The sequence below is a fragment of the Prevotella sp. E13-27 genome, assembly GCF_023217965.1.
Classification (GTDB): domain Bacteria; phylum Bacteroidota; class Bacteroidia; order Bacteroidales; family Bacteroidaceae; genus Prevotella.
The window spans coordinates 1,829,329-1,853,750 of the sequence record NZ_JALPSC010000001.1 but is presented as its reverse complement, the minus strand read 5'-3'; the positions used below and the strand labels follow the sequence as shown (position 1 = coordinate 1,853,750).

13 protein-coding genes are annotated in these 24,422 nt (G+C 47.4%); 7 read left to right on the top strand and 6 right to left on the bottom strand.

From position 1 onward, the window contains the following. Window positions 1-56: 56 nt before the first annotated feature. From M1L52_RS07315 to M1L52_RS07305, 3 genes are all read right to left on the bottom strand, one after another. The gene (locus tag M1L52_RS07315) at window positions 57-1,091 is read right to left on the bottom strand and encodes an L-rhamnose/proton symporter RhaT (protein WP_248614275.1); all 1,035 of its coding nucleotides are present in this window, start codon (window positions 1,089-1,091) and stop codon (window positions 57-59) included. Window positions 1,092-1,379: 288 nt separating this feature from the next. Beyond that, the gene (locus tag M1L52_RS07310) at window positions 1,380-1,778 is read right to left on the bottom strand and encodes a DUF2147 domain-containing protein (RefSeq protein ID WP_248614274.1); all 399 of its coding nucleotides are present in this window, start codon (window positions 1,776-1,778) and stop codon (window positions 1,380-1,382) included. Between the two features lie 170 nt (window positions 1,779-1,948). Then, window positions 1,949-2,962 carry a glycosyltransferase gene (locus M1L52_RS07305; RefSeq protein WP_248614273.1) on the bottom strand — a complete coding sequence of 338 codons (1,014 nt, stop codon included), beginning with the start codon at window positions 2,960-2,962 and terminating at the stop codon, window positions 1,949-1,951. 189 nt (window positions 2,963-3,151) lie between these two features. Here M1L52_RS07305 and M1L52_RS07300 point away from each other — a divergent pair, with 189 nt between their 5' ends. Continuing rightward, window positions 3,152-4,504, top strand: coding sequence for an aldo/keto reductase (locus M1L52_RS07300; RefSeq protein WP_248614272.1), 1,353 nt, complete (start codon window positions 3,152-3,154; stop codon window positions 4,502-4,504). A 511-nt stretch (window positions 4,505-5,015) separates the two neighbouring features. Here the strand turns inward: M1L52_RS07300 and M1L52_RS07295 are convergent. The 3 genes from M1L52_RS07295 to M1L52_RS07285 all read right to left on the bottom strand — a co-directional run bounded on the left by M1L52_RS07295 (window position 5,016) and on the right by M1L52_RS07285 (window position 9,743). Next, a complete protein-coding gene (locus M1L52_RS07295; protein ID WP_248614271.1) occupies window positions 5,016-6,266 on the bottom strand; it encodes an L-rhamnose isomerase in 1,251 nt (416 codons plus the stop codon). Between the two features lie 46 nt (window positions 6,267-6,312). Beyond that, entirely contained in the window at window positions 6,313-7,833 is a 1,521-nt protein-coding gene (locus tag M1L52_RS07290; protein ID WP_248614270.1) for a rhamnulokinase, read from the bottom strand. Between the two features lie 119 nt (window positions 7,834-7,952). Then, window positions 7,953-9,743, bottom strand: coding sequence for an Ig-like domain-containing protein (locus tag M1L52_RS07285; protein WP_248614269.1), 1,791 nt, complete (start codon window positions 9,741-9,743; stop codon window positions 7,953-7,955). A gap of 210 nt (window positions 9,744-9,953) precedes the next feature. Here M1L52_RS07285 and M1L52_RS07280 point away from each other — a divergent pair, with 210 nt between their 5' ends. The 6 genes from M1L52_RS07280 to M1L52_RS07255 all read left to right on the top strand — a co-directional run bounded on the left by M1L52_RS07280 (window position 9,954) and on the right by M1L52_RS07255 (window position 24,415). Further along, window positions 9,954-15,578: an alpha-2-macroglobulin family protein gene (locus M1L52_RS07280; RefSeq protein ID WP_248614268.1), complete on the top strand. Its 5,625-nt coding sequence runs from the start codon at window positions 9,954-9,956 to the stop codon at window positions 15,576-15,578. A gap of 7 nt (window positions 15,579-15,585) precedes the next feature. Beyond that, the gene (locus tag M1L52_RS07275) at window positions 15,586-16,680 is read left to right on the top strand and encodes a DUF1573 domain-containing protein (protein ID WP_248614267.1); all 1,095 of its coding nucleotides are present in this window, start codon (window positions 15,586-15,588) and stop codon (window positions 16,678-16,680) included. 26 nt (window positions 16,681-16,706) lie between these two features. Beyond that, window positions 16,707-17,807 (top strand): methylmalonyl Co-A mutase-associated GTPase MeaB, encoded by a 1,101-nt coding sequence (gene meaB / locus M1L52_RS07270; protein ID WP_248614266.1) that lies wholly within the window; start codon window positions 16,707-16,709, stop codon window positions 17,805-17,807. A 12-nt stretch (window positions 17,808-17,819) separates the two neighbouring features. Then, window positions 17,820-18,677: a 4-hydroxy-3-methylbut-2-enyl diphosphate reductase gene (locus M1L52_RS07265; protein WP_248614265.1), complete on the top strand. Its 858-nt coding sequence runs from the start codon at window positions 17,820-17,822 to the stop codon at window positions 18,675-18,677. A 114-nt stretch (window positions 18,678-18,791) separates the two neighbouring features. Then, on the top strand, window positions 18,792-21,614 hold the full coding sequence (locus M1L52_RS07260) for an ATP-binding protein (RefSeq protein WP_248614264.1): 2,823 nt from the start codon (window positions 18,792-18,794) through the stop codon (window positions 21,612-21,614). 2 nt (window positions 21,615-21,616) lie between these two features. Continuing rightward, window positions 21,617-24,415 (top strand): ATP-binding protein, encoded by a 2,799-nt coding sequence (locus tag M1L52_RS07255; protein ID WP_248614263.1) that lies wholly within the window; start codon window positions 21,617-21,619, stop codon window positions 24,413-24,415. Window positions 24,416-24,422 lie beyond the last annotated feature (7 nt).

Here is a 24,422-nt window from a genome sequence, read left to right as displayed (position 1 = left end):
ATTTAATAATAGAGGTTAGTTGTTAGAGGTGAGAGGTGAGAAGTGAGAAATCACCTCTAAATCAGCTGCGGTAGGAAGCATGAGATGACCAGAACCACGATGCCACAGACGAGTACAGCAATGGTTTTCTGCGAACAGCCCTTCCACTCTTTGAGTATGATGCCCCACACGTTTGAGAAAGTCACGTTGAGTGCCATGAGGATGCAGAACGAGAGCGTCAGCATTGTGGGAGATTCTGTTAGGAAGCCTTTGCCCAAAGACAGTCCAAAGAACTGTGAGTACCACAGTGCGCCTGCTAGCAGACAGAACAGCAGGTTGTTTGCCCATACGCCAGTCTTTTTATAGTCACCCCAAGTTTTGTTCACCTGGTTCTGATAGAAGCAGTAAATCATGTTGGTTATAAAACCGCCGAAGGTGACGAGCAGAGTGGCTGGCAGAGTGCGGAACATCGGGTCGGTCAGTTCGCCAAAGTTAATGTCCTTGCCAAACTCCAGACCTACATTGAAGCAACCGCTCATAAAGCCAGCCAGCAATGCGATGGCCAGGCCCTTGGGGAAATTGAAGTCTTTCACTGCAGCCTTTTTTTCTTCTTCTGACAGCGCAGCTGACTTCATAGAGCCAGCCACACCGATGATGGCGATGCCAAGCAGTGTCACCACCACGCCCAGAATCACTGAGAAGGTCAGAGAGTCAAGTGCATTCAGCTCAGGGAAGAAAATGTTAAGCAGCACTGGTCCCATGATGGTACCCAGTCCGGCACATGTGCCAAGGGCGATGCTCTGTCCAAGAGCTACACCCAGGTAGCGCATAGACAGACCAAACGTCAGTCCGCCAACGCCCCAAAGCACACCAAAGAGAATGGTCATCCATACGTTGAATGATGGTGCTGAAGCAAAGAGTCCGAGCAGCGACTGTCCTTCCGGCACAGCCAAAAGTGCGCCTAGGAACGGCAGCACCAACCATGCGAACACGCCCTGAACGATCCAGTAGCTTTCCCACGACCAGTCTTTGATCTTATTAATAGGTACATAACATGAACTTTGGCAGAACGCGCCAACAGCGATAATCAATAGTCCGATAACGATTTCCATTGTTTTAGTATTACAATTAGTTGTTTAATGTTTTATATTTATTCAAGTTTCTCAAATTGTTTTTTAACCACGAATTACACGAATTGAACGAATTTATTGCTGCACACAATAACCGAATTTATAACAAATCACACGAATAGGAATCGCCAGCGATTCCTTGCTGAGCCAGCCAATTCGTTTAATTCGTTGCATCTACGGTGCATAGTTTTCAAGTCGTTCTGCATAGAAATATTCGTGAAATTCGTGAAATTCGTGGTCGTTATATACATGCGAAAGTTGTATTATATTTTATTGTTTTCTCGTCCACGTCTGTGTCTCATAGAACGGACCCAGATAGCCTCTCACCTTCAGCTTATCCTTCTCCATCCACATCTTACACTTGTAGCTCTTGCCATTCTTGGGATTGTATATGCTACCATCCTCCCATTTGTCACCTTTCTTTGCGAGGTTCGACAGGATGTTGACACCCATCAGCTTACGACTCTTAAGCTTTGCGTCGGGATTATGCTTGTCAGTTGTCTCAGGTCCTTGAGCCAGCCACACAATCTTACCGTTGAACTTATCGCCCTGACGATAGATCTCGACTTGTGCATCACCGGCCTCAGTAATCCACTTACCCAAAATGTTTTGTGCCTGTGCCAGCCCAGTCATGAGGGCGAGCACCATGATAAGAAAAAGTCTTTTCATTTTTACCTATTTCTAATAAAAATCGTTGCAAATATACTATATAATGCTGAAATAGAAAAGCATTTTCGGAAGATTAACGCAAGAAAGCCCATAAATAAAGGCAATCAGAGGAAAAACGGGGAAATCCGATAAATGAGGTTTATGCAAATCTGAGAAATTTTGAGGGGGATTTACTGGCGAGCCCATATTTTCCATACTTTTCTATATACGAGTTGAACGTATAAATAAAAGAGATCAATATAGAGATATGGCAGATGCCGAATCATGAAGGATGTCACCTTTTGTTTGGTTCCATGGGTGAAATCCAGTTGGGGAGCCTCAAACTTCAAAATGTCAAAAACTTTGTGTCTGTCTCCTCTTTTTTTCAGCATATATATAGTATGATATACCATCGCAGTAAAAGTCATATATACGTCTTCTTCTAATTTATATAGTACATCGGGAGAAAGCCCCATAATCATCCTTAAATTCCATGTGGCATCCATTGCTATAGAATAGCTTCTCGATTTTTCAACATTGAAAAATGTTGTCGCCGCTCCTGGACGGTTCTTCCTATAGATATTAAGCAACCATGTTGTTCTTAGGCATCTCTGAGCATTTAAATAACATTTGTGCGTAAAAGGAACATCTTGAAGGTTGATACCACTGATAAACCTAATGTGATTATCATGGAGAAATTCTCTTCTGAAAAGTGTTCGCCATATATAGCATTGCCATGGATTCAGGTCTTCTAAAAAGAGTAGTTGGCCTGTTTTCTCTTGTACGGAAAACTCTTTTTGAACGACTCCGGTGAACTTAGACATATCTTTGTCTTCAATTTCAAGAAAGTCGGCAACAACAAGGTCTACTTTGGTTTCCAGCGCCTTCTCCAGCAATGGCTTGAGGCTGTTCTCAATGAGTAAGTCATCGGAGTCCGGCATCAGAATGTACTCCCCTTTGGCAATGGCAATACCTTTATTGCGGGCTACTGAGAGGCTAAGGTTTTCTTGATTGATCACCGTAATATTGGCGTGCTGACTGATGATGTCCTGAATGACCTCCATACTACAATCCGTACTTCCGTCGTTGACTATGATGACTTCAAAGCATGTCTCGTCTAAGCCTTGCATGAAGATGCTCTCCATGCAGGCCCGGATGTAAGGCTCTACGTTGTAGACGGGAACAATAATGCTTAGTTGTATCATAAGTTTTGCCTCCAAAGGTACGCTTTTTCAGAATAAGACCAAATAATATGGCAAAAAAACTTTTAGTAATCGTACAAAATAATTTTCGAAAGCGCAAAATTTCGCTCTACGATTGTACGGTTTATTAAAATTTTATGTATTTTTGCAACACCTAACCTCATCAAACAACGAACAAATACTAAACTGACTATGGAGGAAAAAGACATTAGCCGCCGCGAATTTCTCAGACAACTTGGCATTGGTGCCGGCTCAGCAATAGCAATGCTTGCAATGAACCCACTCTACGCTCTGGCTATAGACAAGAAGCAGAAGGACAAGGATACTGACGAGAAAGCCATGACCTATCGTGTGCAGAACGGCTCTGGCGAGCTCATCTCGCTTTTAGGCTTCGGCATGATGCGACTGCCAAACGATCAGGAGCAAGTGAACACCTTGGTGGACTATGCCATAGAGCACGGAGTAAACTATTTCGACACAGCCCCCATGTACATGGGTGGCCAATCGGAAGTGCTTACTGGTAATGCTCTCGCGCGACATCCCAGAGAGAAGTTCTATGTAGCGACAAAGATGTCGAACCAGAACAACCGCTCATGGAGCTTTGACGCCTCAAAGCGCATGTATGAACGTTCGTTTGAGCGACTGAAGGTTGACTATATCGACTACTATCTGCTTCACAGCATCGGCGGAGGCATGGAGACGCTCAAAGGACGTTTCCTCGACAACGGAGTGCTTGACTTCCTTCTGAAAGAACGCGAGGCAGGACGCATCAAGCACCTCGGATTCTCTTATCATGGCAATGTGGGTGACTTCGACTACCTCCTCGACCGCCAGGACGAATACCACTGGGACTTCGTACAGATTCAGATGAACTTCCTCGACTGGCGCCATGCCTCACTGCGACAGGGACGCCGTCATGATGCCGACGCGGAATATCTATACAACAAATGTGAGAAGGCTGGAGTGCAATGCGTCATCATGGAACCTCTGCGTGGTGGAGCCTTCGGGCGCATGGCACCCGAGCTGACAGAGAAACTGAAAGCCGTACATCCTGACGACAGCACTGCACGCTGGGCTTTCCGTTGGGTAGGCAGCTACGACAACGTGCTCACCACCCTAAGCGGCATGAACCTGATGGAACATCTCGAAGATAACGTAAAGACATTCTCGCCACTTGTCCCATGCTCAGAGAGCGAGAACAAACTGCTTGCCGAGATTGCCGACCAGATGGCAGGCTTCCCCACCATTCCGTGCACCACCTGCGCCTACTGCATGCCTTGTCCCTATGGTGTTGACATTCCTGGTAACTTCGCCTACTACAATCAGGCTGTCAACGAGCACGTTCTCCCATTACCTGATGCCGGCAGCAGCGACTATTCCTCACGCAAGCAGCAGTTCACCGAAGGCTATCGTGCCGCCCTACCCGACGAGAAGACATGGGCTTCGCGCTGTCAAGACTGTGAGGTATGCCTGTCTAAATGCCCACAGCAGATACGCATTCCAGACCAGATGGCACGCATAGTGGAAACACTAAGAAAGAAATAATGAGGAAATATTCTTCTACACAAAAGTTTAACTTTACTCGAAGAGAAGTTTAACTTTGCTCAAAGAGAAGTTTAACTTTACTCAGAGAGATGTTAAACTTTACTTGCAAAGGACTTCTTACCTCTTAACTCTAACCTCTAACCAGTGACAGTGACAGCGTGACAGCAGAATTTTAAAAAGTATTATGCGTACTGCGTATACGCGCGCGGTACGCGTATAGTTTCAGGAAACGTGCTGTCACGCTGTCACCGTCACTGTTTTTTTAGCATCCATCTCTTATTTTTTTTGTAGATTCATCTGTACAATCATTTTTAGTTGGCAAAGATACTAAACGAAAGAGGCAAATGCAAGAAAAAACGCAGAAAAATAATCGTTAGTGATAAAATGACAGCCTGAGAGGCTGACGCTTTGCCACTAACGATTGGTTTTATGATATTATAATAAAAAAGGACTTGCGGCTGTTAAGCATGATGCCTAACAGCCGCAAAATGATTTATCAAAGGACGTGAGATTAGCGCTTTGATGTTACGTCCTTCTCGTACTGCTGAATGCACTGGATGTACTCCTCACCAACAGGTACGTTGTTCTTCAGGTTGAAGTAGTCGAACACAGCGCCGAATGGCATAGACTTAGCCTCTTCCATGAGAGCGAGACGCTCGAAGTACTGACCATTGTTCTCATACTCACGAAGCTTTGCCTTTGGCTCGAGGAGTGCCTGAAGGATGCACTTCTGTGTGGCACGTGTACCAACGAGGTATGCACCGATGCGGTTGATAGAAGCATCGAAGTAGTCGAGACCTACGTGAGCACGGTCAAGGGCATCGCAACGAACAAGCTCCTTGAAGAGATCGAGGGTCTGGTCATTCATGATGGTTACGTGGTCAGAGTCCCAACGAACAGGACGAGAGACATGGAGCATAAGCTCAGGGACATACATCAGCAGTGTAGAAACGAAGTCGCTGACGTTCTCTGTCTGCTCGTAGTGGCCGGTGTCGAGGGTGTACATCTGCTTACGTGTAGCGCAGTAAGCTGTGTAGAAGTCGTGTGAACCAACGGTATAGCTCTCCAGACCGATGCCGAACAGCTTAGCCTCGAAGCAGTTCTTCACGCCATCGAGCTTCTCCTCCATAATCTCATCGAGAGAAGCAGCGAGTATCTCACGATACTTCTTGCGCTGAACAGGCATATCCTTTGAACCGTCGTGCACCCAGATATTCATGATACATGGGTCGTTCTGTGCCTTACCCATGGCGTCGGCGATGCGGCGGCAGCGCTTGGTGTGCTCAATCCAGAAGTCGCGGATGCTCTTGTCGGGGTTAGAAAGGGTGAGGTCACCGCTCTTGGGGTGTGAGAACGAGGTGGAGTTGAAGTCGAGCTTCATGTTGTTCTCCTTGGCCCAGTCAATCCAGCTCTGGAAGTGCTTTACTTCCACCTGGTCGCGGTCAACGAACTGTCCTCCGAAGTCACCGTAGATCTCGTGGAGATTCAGACGATGGTTACCTGCGATGAGCGTCTTCACAAACTCGATGTCCTTGCGCACCTCGTCGATGTTACGTGCACGACCAGGATAGTTACCTGTAGTCTGGATACCGCCAGAGAGGGCATCGTTGCGCTCGAAACCAACGACGTCGTCGGTCTGCCAGCAGTGCAGAGAAATCTGCTGCTTCTGGAGCTGGTCAAGTACTGCGTCGGTGTCAACACCAATGGCTGCATAGCGCTCTTTCGCTACGGCATAAGCCTGTTCTATTAAATTAGCTTTCATAAATAATATTGTTTTTATATTAAAAATAATCTCTTTCTCTTACCTCTCACTTAAACAACTTCTCGGTTTCTTCCTTGCCGTTTATGACACCATTGACGATGCTGAGGTAGCGGTCGAACGCCATGTCCCATGTTGCACGATCATGTGGTTCATACTTCACAAGTTCGATGGAATCGGCAATAATCTTACGCATTTCCCATATATCGCTCACCATGCCGGCTGTCTTTGCCTGAAGCATGATGTTGCCAAGAGCAGTACACTCCTGAGGTCCTGCAAGGACGGTGGCACCTGTAGAGTTGGCAGTAAACTGGTTCAGATACTTGTTCAGCGAACCGCCGCCGATGATATGGAGCACATCGAGCTTGAAAGGAGCGAACTCCTGCATCCACTGGAACACCTGACGATAGCGAAGGGCAAGCGAGTCAAAGATGCAACGGCATATCTCTGCCGGTGTCTCCGGCACGGGCTGATGGCTCTCACGGCAATAGGTCTGTATGGCACCAATCATTGACGTGGGCGCAGCAAACATCGGGTCATCGGGGTTGATGAGCGAACGGAAGGGCTCAACGCCCATAGCCTGTCCCTGCAACTCTGGATGAGAGAGCTTGCGTACTTCCTCTGGCCACTCCAGACGACAGCGTTCATAGAGCCACATGCCACATATATTCTTAAGGAAACGTGTAGTACCCTCTATGCCTCCCTCGTTGGTGAAGTTACGCTCATAGGAGAGATCGCTGATGATGGCATCCTTTGTCTCAATACCCATGAGGCTCCAAGTTCCACTCGACAGATAAGCGAAATTCTCGTCCTTCGCAGGTACAGCAGCGACTGCTGAGCCTGTGTCATGACCTGCAACGGCGATGACGGGCACCTGTCCTAAGCCTGTGAGACGCTGCACCTCTTCAGTGAGCACGCCAACGACAGTTCCTGGCTTCACCACACGTCCGAACTTCGAACGTGTAAGTCCGATGGAAGCGAGCAGACGCTCGTCGAGCTGCTTTGTGCGGGGATCAAGGAGCTGCGACGTAGAAGCGATGGTATATTCGCACACCTCGTTGCCAGTGAGCATCCACGACAGTGCATCGGGCACGAAGAGTATCTTCGAAGCGTTCTTCAATGCTGTGTTGCCCTCACGCTGCATGGCGTAAAGCTGGAAGATGGAGTTGAAATTAAGGAACTGTATGCCTGTTATGTCATAGACCTCACGCTTCGAGATGACATGCTTCAGATAGTCATCCATTGCGTCGAAAGTGATGGGGTCACGATAGGCACGCGGATTACGCAGGATAGCGCCATCATCGCCAATAAACACGAAGTCAACGCCCCATGTATCAATGCCTATCGATGTTATCTCTATGTTGCGGTTTGCCACTTCGCGCAAGCCGCGAATTATCTCGAAGTAAAGAGCGTAGATGTCCCAATAGTAGTGACCACCCTGCTCTATCAGGTTGTTTGGAAAGCGTGTTATTTCTTCCAGTTCAACATGTCCATCGTTGATAGAGCCAATGATGGTTCTGCCACTTGTAGCTCCAAGATCTACGGCAAAAAAACATTTCTTTGTTTCCATATTGTTTGTTTTAGTAATAGCAAATCAGTTAGTGATTGCAAAAGTACTAAAACAAACAATACGAAAATATTGTTATTTGATTTTTCCTCTCGTTTTTTTGATTTAGATGTATTATCTCGTCATTTCACGAGGATTTTCCTAGCGTTGCCGTCATGCAGTTTCTCTCCTTCAGGACATGCAACATACACGCCTTTAGAGGCTTTTCCTGTAACGAGACGTCCCTGGAGGTCATAGAGGTCACACTTGTCGAGTGACAGCTTATCATTCTCGTTGTTCACCTCCTCAATAGCCGATGGCACAACGCCTTTTCGTGCTACAGTCGCCCTACCTATGATGAGGTCGCTCCACGCGCCGTCGGAAGTATAGAAGGTCACCTGACAGCGTGTCGTCTCAAGAATATTGAAACGGAAACGACCTGTGGTAGTGCCACTAAACGAGCTTGTCTTGCTGTTGCCTACATTTGCTGTTGGTGTGAAGGCTTCCTCCTGAATGGTCTTACCGTTTATATCCTCTACGGCAACGCGTATAGGTGAGAACGAGGGTATGTTCCAGTTGGCAACGCGATGTGTCAGTTCATAGTTACCAGGGTTGAGCGTGAGTACCATCGTTGTCTCCTTGGATCCGAAGCGTGCATATCCAGCACGAGCATTTCCCTCCACATTTCGAGTATATAGTCCCCATTCAAAATCTTTCTGGTCAGCAGTAAGATGCATAATGCGACTGCCCTGTGAGTAGCCATCGCTATAGCCCACGCGCTTCTCCTTACCGTCATAAGTCACCCACCCTTCGGGCACGCTTCCGTCGGTAGTGAACACATTACTTATTACGTAGGCTGTTGCGCCTGCCGGCTCTACAATAGTAATAACAGTCGTTGACTCACCCACATTTCCTTCGTTGTCTGTAGCAACCACACGAATGTTGTGCGCTCCTGCCTTCAGGTTGGAGACGGTAGCTGTGTAAGGTTCGGCATCAACTGTTGCAAGGAGTGTTTTGCCATCATAGAACTCCACCTTTTCAATGGTTCCGCCATCAGGATCTTTCGCTGTTGCAGTAATCGTCAGGTCGTCAAGCTGTGTTTTTCCACCCATTGTGACATACGTCATGGGGCTCTTCGGAGAGGTAATGCGTACCTGTGGGTTCTTCAACTGAAGAGAGTAGCGCTTACAGAACTTCCATATCTCATCGCCTGTAAGGACGCCATTATCATTAGAAATCCAGTGACCTTTGTCGGCCAACTCCATCAATACAACCTCAACGCCGTCATCGCCATTGCCCCATACACGGCGTGTGATATGACCAGCACCGCGATAGCGCTGTGTGACGACAGGAGTCGTAGAACAGTGGTTACGGTTAATCCATCCGTTAAGGATGCTCTGCACACCACTAAAGGTCACCACATCGTCGCCAGTACCATGAGTATGGATGATGGGCACAGGGCGCGAACTGGTAAAGTTGCCGCCTCCAAGTGGATAGCCGCTTATAGGAGCAAAGGCAGCTATCTTGTCAGCTATCTTGTTCATGGCATGATATGTGAACATGCCACCCATTGAAAAGCCTGAGAGATACACGCAGTTGGGATCGATGTCATACTGATTAATCATCTTGTCGATGATAGCAGTAACGAATTTGATGTCACGGTCGCCTGATATATCCCATCCCTTATCAATGCCGTTAGGGAACACCGTTACGAATTTAGCTGTGTCAGCCACCGACTCAATCTTCAGCATATTCTTCTGATAGTTGGCATCCTGGTTCATTCCGTGACAGGAGATGAGCAGTGGGCGCTTTGCTCCCAGATTGCTTGGTGCATAGACGATGTAGTTTCGCGATGTTCCATCGACGGTGATATTGTCGGCCTTAACCATCAGCGCAAAGACTGACAACAGCAGGAAAAGTAGTGAACGTTTCATGATTTAAAGGTTTACTTTTTTAGTTGTTAGCAATTTGTCTGCAAAAGTAGCAGAACTTCGTGAAAGACGTTTCGCATTATGTCTCACTATGTTTTCGAAATATATACATTGTAATAAAAAATTAAATATTTGGCGTTTTGTGTTCAATAACAAATGAAATTACTAACTTTGTAGCAGAATTCCATACTATAAATAAAAGTACGCGCATACATGAAGAGACTGATTATACATATTCTCACACTTGTTTTATTCGCTACAACAGTAAGCGGACAAAGCTTCACACAGTTGTGGAAGCAGTCTGACGATGCTGCAAAAAAGGATCTGCCACAGACTCAGATAAGTATTCTCAAACAGATAGAGAAGAAAGCCGAACGTGAAAAGGCATACGGTCATCTGCTAAAGGCTGGTGTGCTTATAGCACGTCTGCAATGCGCCATCGATCCTGACTCATTGGAAGTTGAAGTTATCAGACTTCAGAAAAAGGCAGAGAATGTGAAGGACACGCCGCTGAAGGCTGTCTATTATGCTGTATTAGGAAAGATCTATGAAGAAAACACGACGCTCAGTACTGACTGGCGAAAGATTTACAAGGACTATTTCAGCAAAGCCATTGAGAATCCTGCTGCTCTGGCTGCAGTAAAGGCCGATATTTACGAGCCTTTCGTGATAAAAGGCAGTAGCAGTAATGTTTATGGTGACGACCTGCTTAGCCTCATAGGACATGAGACTAAACAATTTAAGGCCATGCACGATTATTACATGACAACGGATAATCGTCGTGCACAATTGTTCAGTGCGCTCTATATGATAAAGGATGGTGCGCCCAGTGGAAGGAAGCCTTATTCAGAATCGGCTTACATCCGCAGTCTCGACTCACTTGCCAATCAGTATGCCGACCTGCAAGAATGTGGTGAGGTGGCTATCGTACGCTATGAGTTCATGAAAGGTCACACCAATGCAAGCACACAGCAGAAGATAGAATATATTGACGAAGCACTAAGCCGATGGGGCTCATGGCAGCGAATGAACGAGCTGCGCAACTATCGCCGTGCCTTGACATCACTTCAATTCCGTGCCACGCTGGAACATCAGGTCTATTTTCCGAACAGACAGCAGAAATTGTTTTTAAGTAGCCTGCGCGGCATCAACGATATTTCCATCAACATCTTCAAGGTTAATGCAAATGGAGACACAAAACTCAATCCTAACGATAAGGAAGACTACAAACAGCTGAAGTCACTTCTTGCCAAAAAGCCAGAACTAACGATAACGCGTAAATATAGCGGTAAGAAGGATTACGAGTTGTATAACGACACGCTAACACTTGACGGACTGCCAGTAGGAGTCTACATGATGGAGGTGAAGACGGAGCCACAGACAGAGGTGTCGCGTGCGCTATTCTTTATCAGCAGAGTAAGGGGGCTGACTCAGTCCCTGCCTGGCAACAAGACACGATATGTAGCTGTTGACGCTATAACAGGAAAGCCAATAGCTGGAGCAAAGCTGCAACTGAGGAAAAACAACGGATACAGGAAGCCGCATAAGACTATTGCCACGCTGACAACAGACAAGAACGGTGAATGCATCTACCATTACAAGTCCGACTCACAGCCAGACTATTTGTATGCCACAACTAAGGATGACAGCTCATGTCCTGAACAGGACACCTACGGACGTTTCAGCTATTATGAAAACGACCGAACAAGGGAAAACGCAGCCATCTATACTGATCGCGCCATCTATCGTCCAGGACAGACCGTACAGGTAGCAGTGGTATGCTATGACACGAAAAAAGGTTTCGAACATGAGGTTGTGGCAAACAAAGCAGTTAAGGTTAATCTTCACGATGCCAACTACAGGACTATTGCCGAGCGAGACCTCACGACAAACGAGATGGGCGTGGTAAACACAGATTTTACTCTGCCCTCATCAGGACTTACAGGACAATACAGCATTGTCATCGAAGGACGAGGCTCAAAGTCGTTCCGCGTAGAGGAATACAAGCGTCCTACATTCTATGTTGAATTCGAAAAAGTTGACAAAGACTACAAGGATGGCGATACCCTCACCGTTCGCGCCACGGCCCGCACCTATAGCGGTGTGCCCATACAGGGAGCCAAGGTAAAATACACTATTGACCGCAACATGGCTTTCTGGTGGGTGTCCTATTCACGCTACTGGCAACAAGGCTTCGCTGGCGAAAGCAATCTTTACGGAAGCATCCTAAACGGTGAAGCAACTACTGGCGACGACGGAACGTTTGAAGTGAAGGTGCCTTTTGTCATGCCAGAAAGCAGGTCTCCTCTTTTCTGTAACTTCGTGGTCAGCGCCGACGTTACCGACATGAGCGGAGAGACGCGAAACGGCAAGCTCACATTGCCTTTGTCAAATCGTAAGACCATTGTCACCACAGACATTCCAGAAAAGATTCTGGCAGAGAGCGATGCACAGTACAAGCTTCATGTACTTAACGCTGCTGGCAACGAGGTTGATGCAATGGTGAGCTACAGCATTGACAACGGAAAGAAGCTTTCCGTAAAAGCTGGTGCAACTATCGTCCTTCCTAAGCTGAAGAGCGGAAAGCACGAGCTGACAGCCTATTACGACAAAGACACTCTACGCCATGAGTTCACCATCTTCTCGCTTGATGACAAGCGTCCTGCCACCGATACCGACGAATGGTTCTACGTGTCGGACACGCAGTTCCCTGACGATGGTAAAACAGTTACACTTCAGGTAGGCTCTTCGCGCGACGTACATATCATCTATACGTTTGCTGCTGGCAACGAGATTATTGAGAAAGGTGCTGTTGACTGTGATAACGAGCTCTTCAACCGCAAGCTAACATACAAGTCCGAATACGGTAACGGACTGACGTTCTGCTATGCCTGGATGCGCGATGGCAAGACCTATACCAATAGCATTCAGATAAAGCGTCCGCTACCTGACAAAAAACTGAAGATGAGATGGGAGACCTTCCGCGACCGTCTCACCCCTGGCCAGCAGGAAGAGTGGACACTAAAGATTGAGACTCCATCCTCCAATTTCTCACCTCTCACCTCTCGCTCGGCGCGAAGCGACGCTTTGCTTGCAAAGAACCTCTCACCTCTAAGAGTCAATCTTCTTGCCACTCTCTACGACAAGAGCCTCGACCAGATTACAGGCAAGCAAGTATGGCGACTCGAGCCCTATACTTGGCTGTCAATGCCATCACTAAGCTGGAACTTCAGCGAGTGGGGGCACATAAGTTGTAATGGTTCAAAGCACGAAGGCTATCTGGATGTTAAATCTCTTGACTTCAGCCATTTCGATACAGAGTGCCTACCCTATTCATTCATCTCATATCCTATGGTGTACAAAGCAGCAAGCACAAGAAAGTCTTTTGCCATAGGAGCTACAGCAGATGAAAGTAGTATGGTTTTAAACGAGGTCGCTTTACAAAAGCGGAAGTCTTTTGATTCTTCAGCAGCCAACGTTGAGAGCGAAGAAGCCGACCTCAAATCCGATGCAGAAGAGTCTGGTGTCAGCGAAGAACCAAATGCCGACGTACCAGTTAGAACGAACCTGCAGGAGACGGCATTCTTCTATCCACAGCTGACAGCAGACACCACAGGCACAGTCAGCATCAAGTTCACTCTGCCTGAGAGCCTCACCACATGGCGCTTCATGGGCATTGCCCACACGAAGGACATGATGCACGGCTATATAGAAGGAGAGGCCATTGCCCAGAAGGACGTAATGATACAGCCCAACATGCCGCGATTCCTGCGTGTTGGCGACAAAGCCACTATCTCTGCACGCGTATCAAACATGACTGACAATGAGCTTAGCGGAACCGTACGCCTTCAGCTAATCGACCCCGAAAGCGATCAGGTAGTTTACGACGAGCGTTCTTACCAAACGCTCCAAGCGAATAAGTCAAACGCTATTGCCTTCCAACTTGATGGATCTGCCTTTGTCAACTACTCGCTTCTCATCTGCAAGATGAGCATCAGCGGAAAGACCTTCAGCGACGGAGAGCAGAACTATCTTCCTATACTGTCAAACCGCGAACGCGTAACTGTTACAGTACCATTCACGCAGAATGAGCCAGGCACTAAGACCATAGACCTTGCGAAGCTCTATCCACAGAACGCAAATCAGACGCGACTCACAGTCGAATATACCAACAGTCCTGCATGGCTGATGATTCAGTCGCTTCCTACCCTTGGCACTCCCAACGAGAAGAATGCCATCAGTCAGGCTGTATCGCTCTATGCCAACTGCCTCGGCAAGCACATAATAAGTCAGAATCCACAGGCCAAACAGACATTTGACATGTGGAAGATGGAAGAGAAGGATGCTGCAGCCGATGCTAAAGGCACGTACTCATCGCTTAACTCTTCGCTTCAGAACAACCAGGAGCTGAAAGACATCCTTCTTAACGAGACTCCTTGGGTGCTCGATGCTGAGCGCGAAGCCGAACAGAAGCAGCGCCTCAGCGACTTCTTTGATGGCAACAAGATGGAGCATCGCATCGAAGCTGCACTTAGCCAACTGAGGAAGCTACAAAATGCCGATGGTTCTTGGAGCTGGTGGGAAGGCATGCCAAGCTCATTCTACATGACTGTTGAGGTAAGCGAGATGCTTGTGCGCCTAAAGAAGCTTACGGGCAAGCAGGAACAATTTAGACAAATGCTCAATAGAGCCATAGAGTACATGGACAAAGAGATAATAGAGATGGTTGCCGAAATGAAGAAGCAGGAGAAGAAGGGTGTTAAGCAGCACTTCCCCACCTTCAAAGCTCTACAATATCTCTATATCACTCGTCTCAACAATAATTATTCTGACGCAAAGACGGAAGAGGCACAGGACTACCTGAAGAAACTGCTTAAGAAGGACATCAAGAATCAGACCATCTACGAGAAGGCCATGTCAGCTATCATACTTAACTCGCCTCAGTACATTAAGAGTCTGAAAGAATACACCGTATATAAAGAGGAAATGGGACGCTTCTATAACACACAGCGTGCCAGCTACTCATGGTACGACTACCGCATACCCACACAGGTCGCTGCAATAGAAGCCATACAGGAACTCACGCCTAACGACACAAAGACCATTGACGAGATGCGCCGTTGGCTGCTTCAGGAGAAGCGCACACAGGCTTGGGACACGCCAATAAACAGCGTGAACGCCATCTATGCCTTCCTCAACGGAAACAGTAAGAAGCTAAAGCCTCAACCAAGCACAGCTCTCCGCATTGATGGCAAACCCCTTGAGACGAGCAAGGCAACAGCCGGTATTGGTTATGTTAAGACTTCCCAGACATATAACAATGAAAAGAAGCTCACAGCCGAGAAGACCTCTGAAGGTACCAGCTGGGGCGCTGTCTATGCCCAGTTCATGCAGCCCACAGCCGACATCAGCGACCAGAAGAGCGGCATCAGTGTGAAGCGCGAGATACTCAAATCCGACCTCTCACCTCTCACCTCTCACCTCTCACCTCTAACCTCTAACCTCTCACCTCTAAAAGTCGGCGATCGCATAAAGGTGCGCCTAACTATCACAGCCGACCGCGACTATGACTTCGTGCAGATTGTGGACAAGCGTGCAGCCTGCATGGAGCCAGTGAAACAGCTCAGCGGCTATCAAAACGGTGCCTACTGTTCGCCACGCGACAACGCCACTCACTACTTCTTTGACATGATGCGAAAAGGAAAGCATGTCATAGAGACAGAATACTACATAGACCGTCCAGGCATCTACGAGACAGGCACATGCACCGTTGGCTGTGCCTACGCTCCTGAATATCGTGGAATGACGGGGTCGGTAAAACTTAATGTTGAGAAATAAAGAAGACATGAACAGACTGATAATAGGACTAACAATGCTGCTGCTTCCATTAGGAGCAGCGAAAGGACAGTCACTCGTGGCGACAAAAGACGCCATAGACTGCGGAAGCACAGGCTACAGGATGCCGGCAACAGCCGTATTTGAACTGAAAAACAATGGCTCAAGGCGAATAGTCATCGACGACGTGAAGGCTGACTGCGGATGTACGAAGGTAACACTGGCAAAGAAAGACCTCAATGCTGGCGAGAAATGCGAGATAAAGCTTGTCTATGACGGTCGCATGCTCGGCCATTACCAGAAGCAGGCTGCCGTGACCTATCACCAGCGCCATTCAGGCTCACACAACTCACGACAAACCACCAACCGCCTCTATCTCACCATGACAGGCGTGGTACTGACAGAGGTGAAAGACTACAGCGGCACTTATCCTTTCGCTATGGGCAACCTGCTGGCAGACAAGAACGTGCTTGAGTTCGACGACGTGAACCGTGGCGACCATCCTGAGGATGTCATCAACGTGCTCAACAACAGCTTGAAACCCATGGTGCCAAACATTCAGCACCTGCCACCCTACCTTACAGCTGTAAGCGTGCCAGAGGAGCTTCGTCCCGGACAGGCTGGTAAGGTGTTCGTGACGCTGAACTCAGAGCATATACACGACTTCGGACTTACTCAGACATCAGTATATCTCGCAAGCCATCTTGGCGACAAGATTACGCCTGACAACGAGCTTCCCATCTCCGTGGTTCTTCTCCCCGACCTGAAGAGTTTCGAAGGCAGCAACAAACAGTATGCCCCTCACATGAAGTTCTCAAGTGAGAGCGTCACCATCGGAATCGTCAACGGCAAGAAAGTAAAGAAAGGCGTCATCACCATAACAAATACAGGTCGCACAGCGCTGAACATTTCATCAATGCAGATGTTTACACGTGGACTAGAAGTAACACTTGGCAAGCGACAGCTCAACCCTGGCGAGCGCACCACACTGAAGATAAAAGGCGACCGCGAACAGTTGTTGAAGTCGCGCTCAAAACCACGTATCCTAATGATTACCAACGACCCAGACAAGTCAAAGGTCATCATACCAATAAACGTAAAATGATTTTCCACCTAAACCAATAATTCTACATGGAACATCCAGAGAACAGTGCCGAATATGCAGGATTACAAGTAAACAGCGGCGTAGAGCAACAATCGATAGTCAACCCCTATCTGCAAAGAAACAGATACAAGCGTCGTCAGCTATCAGTAGGCGACATCGTTGAAGGAATCCTCAAAGGCGATGTCACCATACTCTCACAGGCTGTGACACTGGTTGAAAGCGTCAACCCCGACCATCAGAAGCAGGCCCAGGAAGTCATTGAGCGACTTCTCCCCTATAGCGGCAACAGCATACGCATAGGCATAAGTGGCGTGCCAGGAGCAGGCAAGTCAACATCCATCGATGAGTTCGGAATGCACGTTCTCAAAGAGAAAGGAGGCAAGCTCGCCGTTCTCGCCATCGACCCCTCATCGGAACGCACCAAGGGAAGCATACTCGGCGATAAGACGCGCATGGAGAAGCTTGCCCTCCATCCCGACTCCTTCATACGTCCCAGCCCATCAGCAGGCTCACTCGGAGGCGTGGCACGCAAGACGCGTGAGACAATAATCCTCTGCGAAGCTGCCGGCTACGACAAAATCTTCGTAGAGACCGTGGGTGTAGGACAGAGTGAGACAGCCTGTCACTCCATGGTCGATTTCTTCCTGCTCATACAGGTTGCGGGAACAGGCGACGAATTACAGGGCATCAAACGCGGCATCATGGAGATAAGCGACGGCATAGTCATCAATAAGTGCGACGGCGACAATGTTGACCGTTGCCACATGGCTGCCACCAACTTCCGCAACGCCCTTCATTTCTTCCCTAAGCCTGACAGCGGCTGGCTGCCACAGGTGCTCTGCTACAGCGGCTTCTACGGCACAGGCATCAAGGAGATATGGGACATGATATACAGTTACATAGACTTCGTCAAGGACAACGGATATTTCGACTATCGTCGCAACGAACAGGCAAAATACTGGATGTATGAGAGCATCAACGAGCATCTTCGCATGAACTTCTATAACAATCCTCTCATACAACAACAGCTGGAGCAAGCAGAGAAAGTAGTCCTTGCAGGCCAGAAGACATCTTTCGTCGCCGCCCAACAGCTGCTCGACGATTATTATCAACATCTTAAAAAGTGACATCACTAATCTATGTTTCAAATAGAAATAGATAATGGCAGCGGCTTCTGCTTCGGAGTTACCACAGCGATAAAGAAAGCCGAGGAAGAACTACAGAAAGGCAACACCCTCTACTGTCTTGGAGACATAGTACATAACGGTATGGAATGTGACCGTCTGCGACAGATGGGTCTCATCACCATCAACCACGAGGAGCTGGCAAACCTACAAAATGCGAAAGTGCTGCTCAGGGCCCATGGCGAGCCACCTGCAACATACGAGACCGCCCGACGCAACAACATTGAGATTATCGATGCCACATGTCCTGTGGTGCTACAGCTACAGAAGCGCATAAAGGACAAATGGACCAACGACAGCAAAGCCCAGGTTGTAATCTTTGGAAAGAACGGACATGCCGAGGTGCTCGGACTTGTAGGACAGACCAACGGGAAGGCCATTGTCATAGAGAAGTTCGACGATGTGAAATCCCTCGACTTCACACGTGACATCTACCTCTATTCACAAACCACGAAATCACTCGACGAGTTCCATCGCATCATTGAATATATTCAGGAGCATATCTCACCTGAAGCCAGCTTCCAGAGCTTCGACACCATCTGCCGACAAGTGGCCAACAGGATGCCTAACATATCCCAGTTTGCCACACGCCACGACCTCATACTCTTCGTAAGCGGACGCAAGAGTTCCAACGGCAAGGTGCTCTACAATGAGTGTGTGAGAGTAAATCCAAACAGCTACCTAATCGAGGGGCCTGACGAGATAAAACCAGAATGGCTCAAAGACGTAAAGACCATAGGCATCTGTGGAGCAACATCCACCCCGAAATGGTTAATGGAACAATGCAGAGACTGGATATTGGAGAGAGATTAGTGGGCAAGACGAAGCAAAAATGACAATTTTAACGGAGAAAAATCAAAAAACAAAGGAAAAGTTTTGATAATTATAGTTTTTTGCTTACTTTTGCCACTACTAATCCACAAAAACATGAGAAAACATCTCACCATCATATCATTTTTCACACTTCTCGCGCTTTTAGCGTCACCACATCTGTATGCAGCAGATACTGACAGTGTGGAAACAGACTCCATCCCTCAAGAATACGCCAGGGAGTACACTGAAGAGCACCCACTTGTCTATGAAGATGCCTTTGACATCTGGCCCTATGCCTTCAATGATGACAAAGGCATAGCAATGGGATTCAATGTTGAACTTGTTGACATACTGCTCAACCAGCTCGGTATACCACATGTCACTAAGCTGAAAGTGAGGGCAGACGTGCTAAAAGACATTAAAGACAAGCGCGCTGACCTGACTCTTGGCATGCAAGCTCCATTTAATGAAGAATACACTATCTTTGGCAAACAAGTTGTTTCATTGTTCACTCACAGCGTGGTATGGCCGAAAGGAGAACAGCAGCCCATTACCACCTTCGAAGACATAGAGAACCATCAGGTATTCGTACACTACGGTAGTTTCAGCCATTACCTCATAGAAAAGCAAGGATGGGGCAACAGCATACGCACGTTTGAAGACATGGAGTCTGCAGTCAAGAAGGTTGGCAGTGAGGGTAAAGGACAAGTACTGTGGAACACCGCTGCCCTGAAGTGGCTAATACGCGCCAACCACCTTAACAAGCTACAGATAGCGCCCGTCACCATGCCTGATGGTGAATACAAGTTCATGTCCAACGACCAGCTGCTGCTGCATAAGCTCGACAGCCTATACTCCAAGCTGCGCAACGATGGACGTGTCGTCACGATTAGGAACAAATGGTTCTATCCCGAAAAACAGAATAGCGGAATACCTACATGGGTATGGCATATTCTTAACATCTTAGTTGTTTTGGCAATCTTCCTCACCACAATAATATTTTACGTTCGCTATCGTGAGAACAAAGCTAATGCCCGCAGCAAGCAGCGAAATAGTCGTCTCGCCCTTATCATGCGGGCAAGCGGCACAAGCATATGGCTCTACGATGTAGTCAAGCAATGCTTCATCTGGATAAATAACGAGGGCATACCCACTCACAATTACACGCTCGAACAATTCACCAGTCGTTTGGATAAGGAAAGTCACGACTTAGTCATCTCTTCCATTAACGACATCGTAAGCAAAAAGAGCGAAAACATCTCATTGGACATAAACACCTTTGCTGAAAGCGACCCTACCGGAGGTGTACACACCTATGCCATAACATTGTCCGTAGTACGAGAAAAAGAGGGGAAGCCAATAGTGATTATGGCTGTATGCAACGACATAACCGAAAAGAACAAGAACCTGCGCGAAACGAAGGAACGTCTCATCCTCTACCGTTCAATCTTCAACACAGCCATTGTTGACATGATTTATTTCGACCGCGACGGCTACATAGTGAACATGAACGAGCGTGCTCAGGAGACACTTCAGATGTCACTTGACGAGACAATACGCAACCGCGTAAGCCTGCGTCAGATTATTGACATACCAGATTTCAACTACGACACCTTTGACTACTATAATGTTACACGCTTCATCAACTACAATGGAGTTAAAAACAGCATCATATCACGCAAGCTGACGAAACCCATTGTGTATAATCTGCAGATTGTACCTGTTCGAGACAAAGATGGTAATCTCTTGTGTGCCTATGAGACAGGTATGGAGATAACAGAAACTGTTGACACTTATCGTAACATACAACGCGGCATCAGAAAAGAAAAGGAAGCGAACAAAGAGCTTATCGACTATATAGACAACATCAACTATGTGATGGAGGTAGGCGGTGTGCGCATAGCGACTTACTCACCTGATACGCATATACTGTCCATAAACAAGTCTCATAACATTGTTCAGCACGAACTGACACAGACCAGAGTTATGTCTCTCACAGCAGACATATCTCAAAAAGCTGTCATGCGCGCATTGAACAACATGGACAACCGCTCGAAGACAACTATTGAAGCAGAGGTATGTACCACACTTAGGGCAGGCGGCAAACCACTGTACCTACTACTGCGCTTCGTACCGACACTCGACAGCGAAGGAAACGTCATCTCCTATTTCGGAATGTGCCGCGACATCAGTACCATAAAAGCCACCGAGGCAATGCTTGAGAAAGAAACTGTCAAGGCACACGAGATAGAGACGCTGAAGAACTCGTTCCTCAGGAACATGAGCTACGAGATACGTACTCCACTGAGCTCCGTTGTAGGTTTCTCGGAACTGTTCGAGCAGCCCCACTCTCCAGAAGACGAGGTTCTGTTCATAAACGAGATAAAGTCAAGCTCTACCTACCTGTTAGACCTCATCAACGACATACTGTTCCTGTCACGTCTTGATGCCCACATGATTGAATACAACGTGCAGCCAACAGACTTCGCTCTGTCATTTGAGGGGCACTGCTACGTAGGATGGGCAAACCAGCAAAAAGAAGGCGTTGAGTATATTGTAGAGAATCGCTTTGACAAGATTATTGTCAATATTGACGACACAAACATCGGAAGAGTCATTGAGCAGGTTATAGCAAACGCGACCAAACATACCGATTCCGGATTTGTAAGGGCACGCTATGACTATGTGGGCGACAGGCTCATGATTGTCATCGAAGACACTGGTTCAGGAATAGCTCCCGACGTACTGAAGCACATCTACGAACGTTTTGCATCAGGCAACAACAACGGAACAGGACTGGGACTTCCCATCTGCAAAGAGATTATCGAGCAAATGAACGGAAAGATTTATATTTTCACTAAGGAAGGAAAAGGAACGACTGTATGCATCATCATTCCTTGCGAAGCAATAACAATTGAGCGCAAAAAAATATTCTAACTATGCACAAGAGTTTTATTACATACGGAACACGACTGCTTTTCTTCATGCTGTCACTGCTTAGTCTTCCACAGACAGCAACAGCACAGAAAAGCCTCTCAGAGATATACACCAAGGAGTCGCCGCTGACCATTGTCATCGACTGGGACTTTCCTCCATACGAGTACAATGACACCTATGGAGAGATTACCGGCTTTGACGTAGATATCTTGGAAGCCGTACTCAAGCGCATGTCTGTAGAATATACAATTGAAACATGCGACTGGACTAAAGCAAAAGAGATGTTCAGAAAAGGTGAGGCTGATATGGTCATTGATCCTTACAACACATTTAACGACAGCATTTTCCACTATTCCAGCATAGTACTGACAGACTACAACCTCCGCATTGCCCAACACAAGGACAGCCCCACCATCACCGACATCAGTCAACTGAAATCAGCCGACGGCATACAGGTGCGTTTCAACGATTCCATAACAGTAAAAATATTAAAGGAGCTTCTGCCTGAAACCCAAATAAGGTACAGCTCTGTGAAATATGCATTGTCAAGGATTGCAAACGGGCAGGAAAAATACATGTTATGGGGCGGCCAGCCACTGATATGGAAGATAAAAGAGCTCGGAATGGAAGAAGTGCTCAAGGTTAGCGAACTTGTCATACCTGTTGGTGAATTCCGTGTGGTTAGCACAAACGAAACTCTTGTCAATCAGTTCGATGACACCTTTGCACGCATGGAACAGGCTGGAGAGCTTCAGCAGATACGCGACAAATGGTTCAACCCTGAGCGTTTGAACCGTAACACGCCCACCATCGTTATCACATACATCGCCATTGCACTTGTCATAGTCGTCATCATCATGATTGCCATTAAGCGCATCCATGTGAACGAAAGGAAACTAAATAACCGTGCAGAGGATATAGAGCACATGATGCGAACTGCGCTCGACATGAACGAGTACACCATCATTGAGCATGATCTAACCACAGGTATCACTATCGACAAGTACGGAACCATGCTCCCTAAAAAAGGTGTTGGCTTAGACGAACTATTCTCGCACTTCCATCCCGATGACCGCAACAGGCTAATGTCACAGTTCACTGCTATAAAGAGTGGTGATACAGACAAATGGGACATCAATGCCCAATGGAAGTCATACGTAAGCAATCAGTATGTTTCAATACAAGGCAATGCTGTATCAGAAAAAGGAGAGGACGGCAAGATTCGCTACATCGTGGGGGCCGTTAAGAACATAACCAATGAAGTAGAGCAGGAACGACGTGACAACGAGCTTGCCAATCGTTTCGTCAAGATGTTTGACTCCACCCTCGTAGCCATGTCGTTATATGACAAGGATGGTCATCTTATAGACTTCAACACAAACATGCGTAAGTTGTGTAACATCAATGATGTTGTCGAAGAAGCCTTCCGCAGCACCCTTCTCAAAGACATGCCACTGATTAAAGGTGACTTCGACCCCGATAGCCACGAGCGATTCTTCATATGCCAGCACTTGGTGCTTGAACCAGGAGGAGTAGATAAATATATTGAGTTTAGTATCACTCCTGCCTATGAGAAAGGTGAACTCATCCATTACCTCATCACCGCCCGTGATGTCACCTATGCACGTGAACTGTATTTCAAGCTAAAACAGCAAAGAGCCGAACTTCATAACACCAACGAACAGATTAAACTATACGAGAGCGAGCTTAACTACCTGTTGGAGAACAGCCAGATGTGGGTATGGAGCTCTGACGTTGCGAGCCAGACCATCAGCTTCTCACGCTCTCTCCAGAAGAAAGAGTTCACACTATCATTCAGCGAATATGTCTCTAACCTCTATGAGGACCAGAAAGAGACAGCAATGAAAGCTTTAGGAGGATTGGCAGGCGAGGATATCAATTTCAACGTGTCGCTTCACTTCCGCAAGTCTCCTGTCAACGCCGAGCCACAGTGGGTAGCCATAAGTGGCATACCCATGCATGATGGACAGGGTAAAGTGACTGGACACTTTGGCATCGTTCGAGATATCACGAAACTCATGGAGACACAGGATCGCCTGAAGAACGAGACCATGCACTCTGAAGACTCAGGCAAGCTCAAGAGCATCTTCCTCGCTAACATGACCCATGAGATTCGCACTCCGCTGAATGCCATTGTAGGCTTCAGCGACTTGCTCCAGGTTATTGACGATCCCAATGAGCGTAAGGAGTTCATACGTATCATACGTAACAACTGCGACATGCTCATGCGCCTTATCAACGACATCATCGAAGCCTCTAACATGAACCAGGGTCCGCTCGCAATAGAAACTGAGGAAGTGGACTTTGCCATAGTCTTCAATGACATTTGTCAGATACTGGCACAGCGCATCGAGGAACCTGGAGTAGAATTCATCATAGACAATCCATATGCCTCATTTGTCACCCGTATTGACAAGGGCCGACTACAGCAGGTCATCACCAACTTCACTACCAATGCCGTAAAATACACCCATCAAGGACATATCAAGGTGGGCTACCGCAAGGAGGAAAATGTACGCACCGACAATGGAGAGAAGTCGTCTGGCATCTACATGTACTGCGAGGACACAGGCTCAGGCATTCCAATAGACAAGCAGTCAACGGTGTTCGACCGCTTCGTCAAGCTCAACGACTTTGTTCAGGGCACAGGACTCGGCCTTAGCATCTGTAAGAGCATAGCAGAGCGCTGTGGCGGAAAGGTTGGTGTCGATAGCGAAGGTGAAGGAAAAGGAAGCACATTCTGGATATGGATTCCATGCGATATTAACCTGATTGCCTGATCTTTAC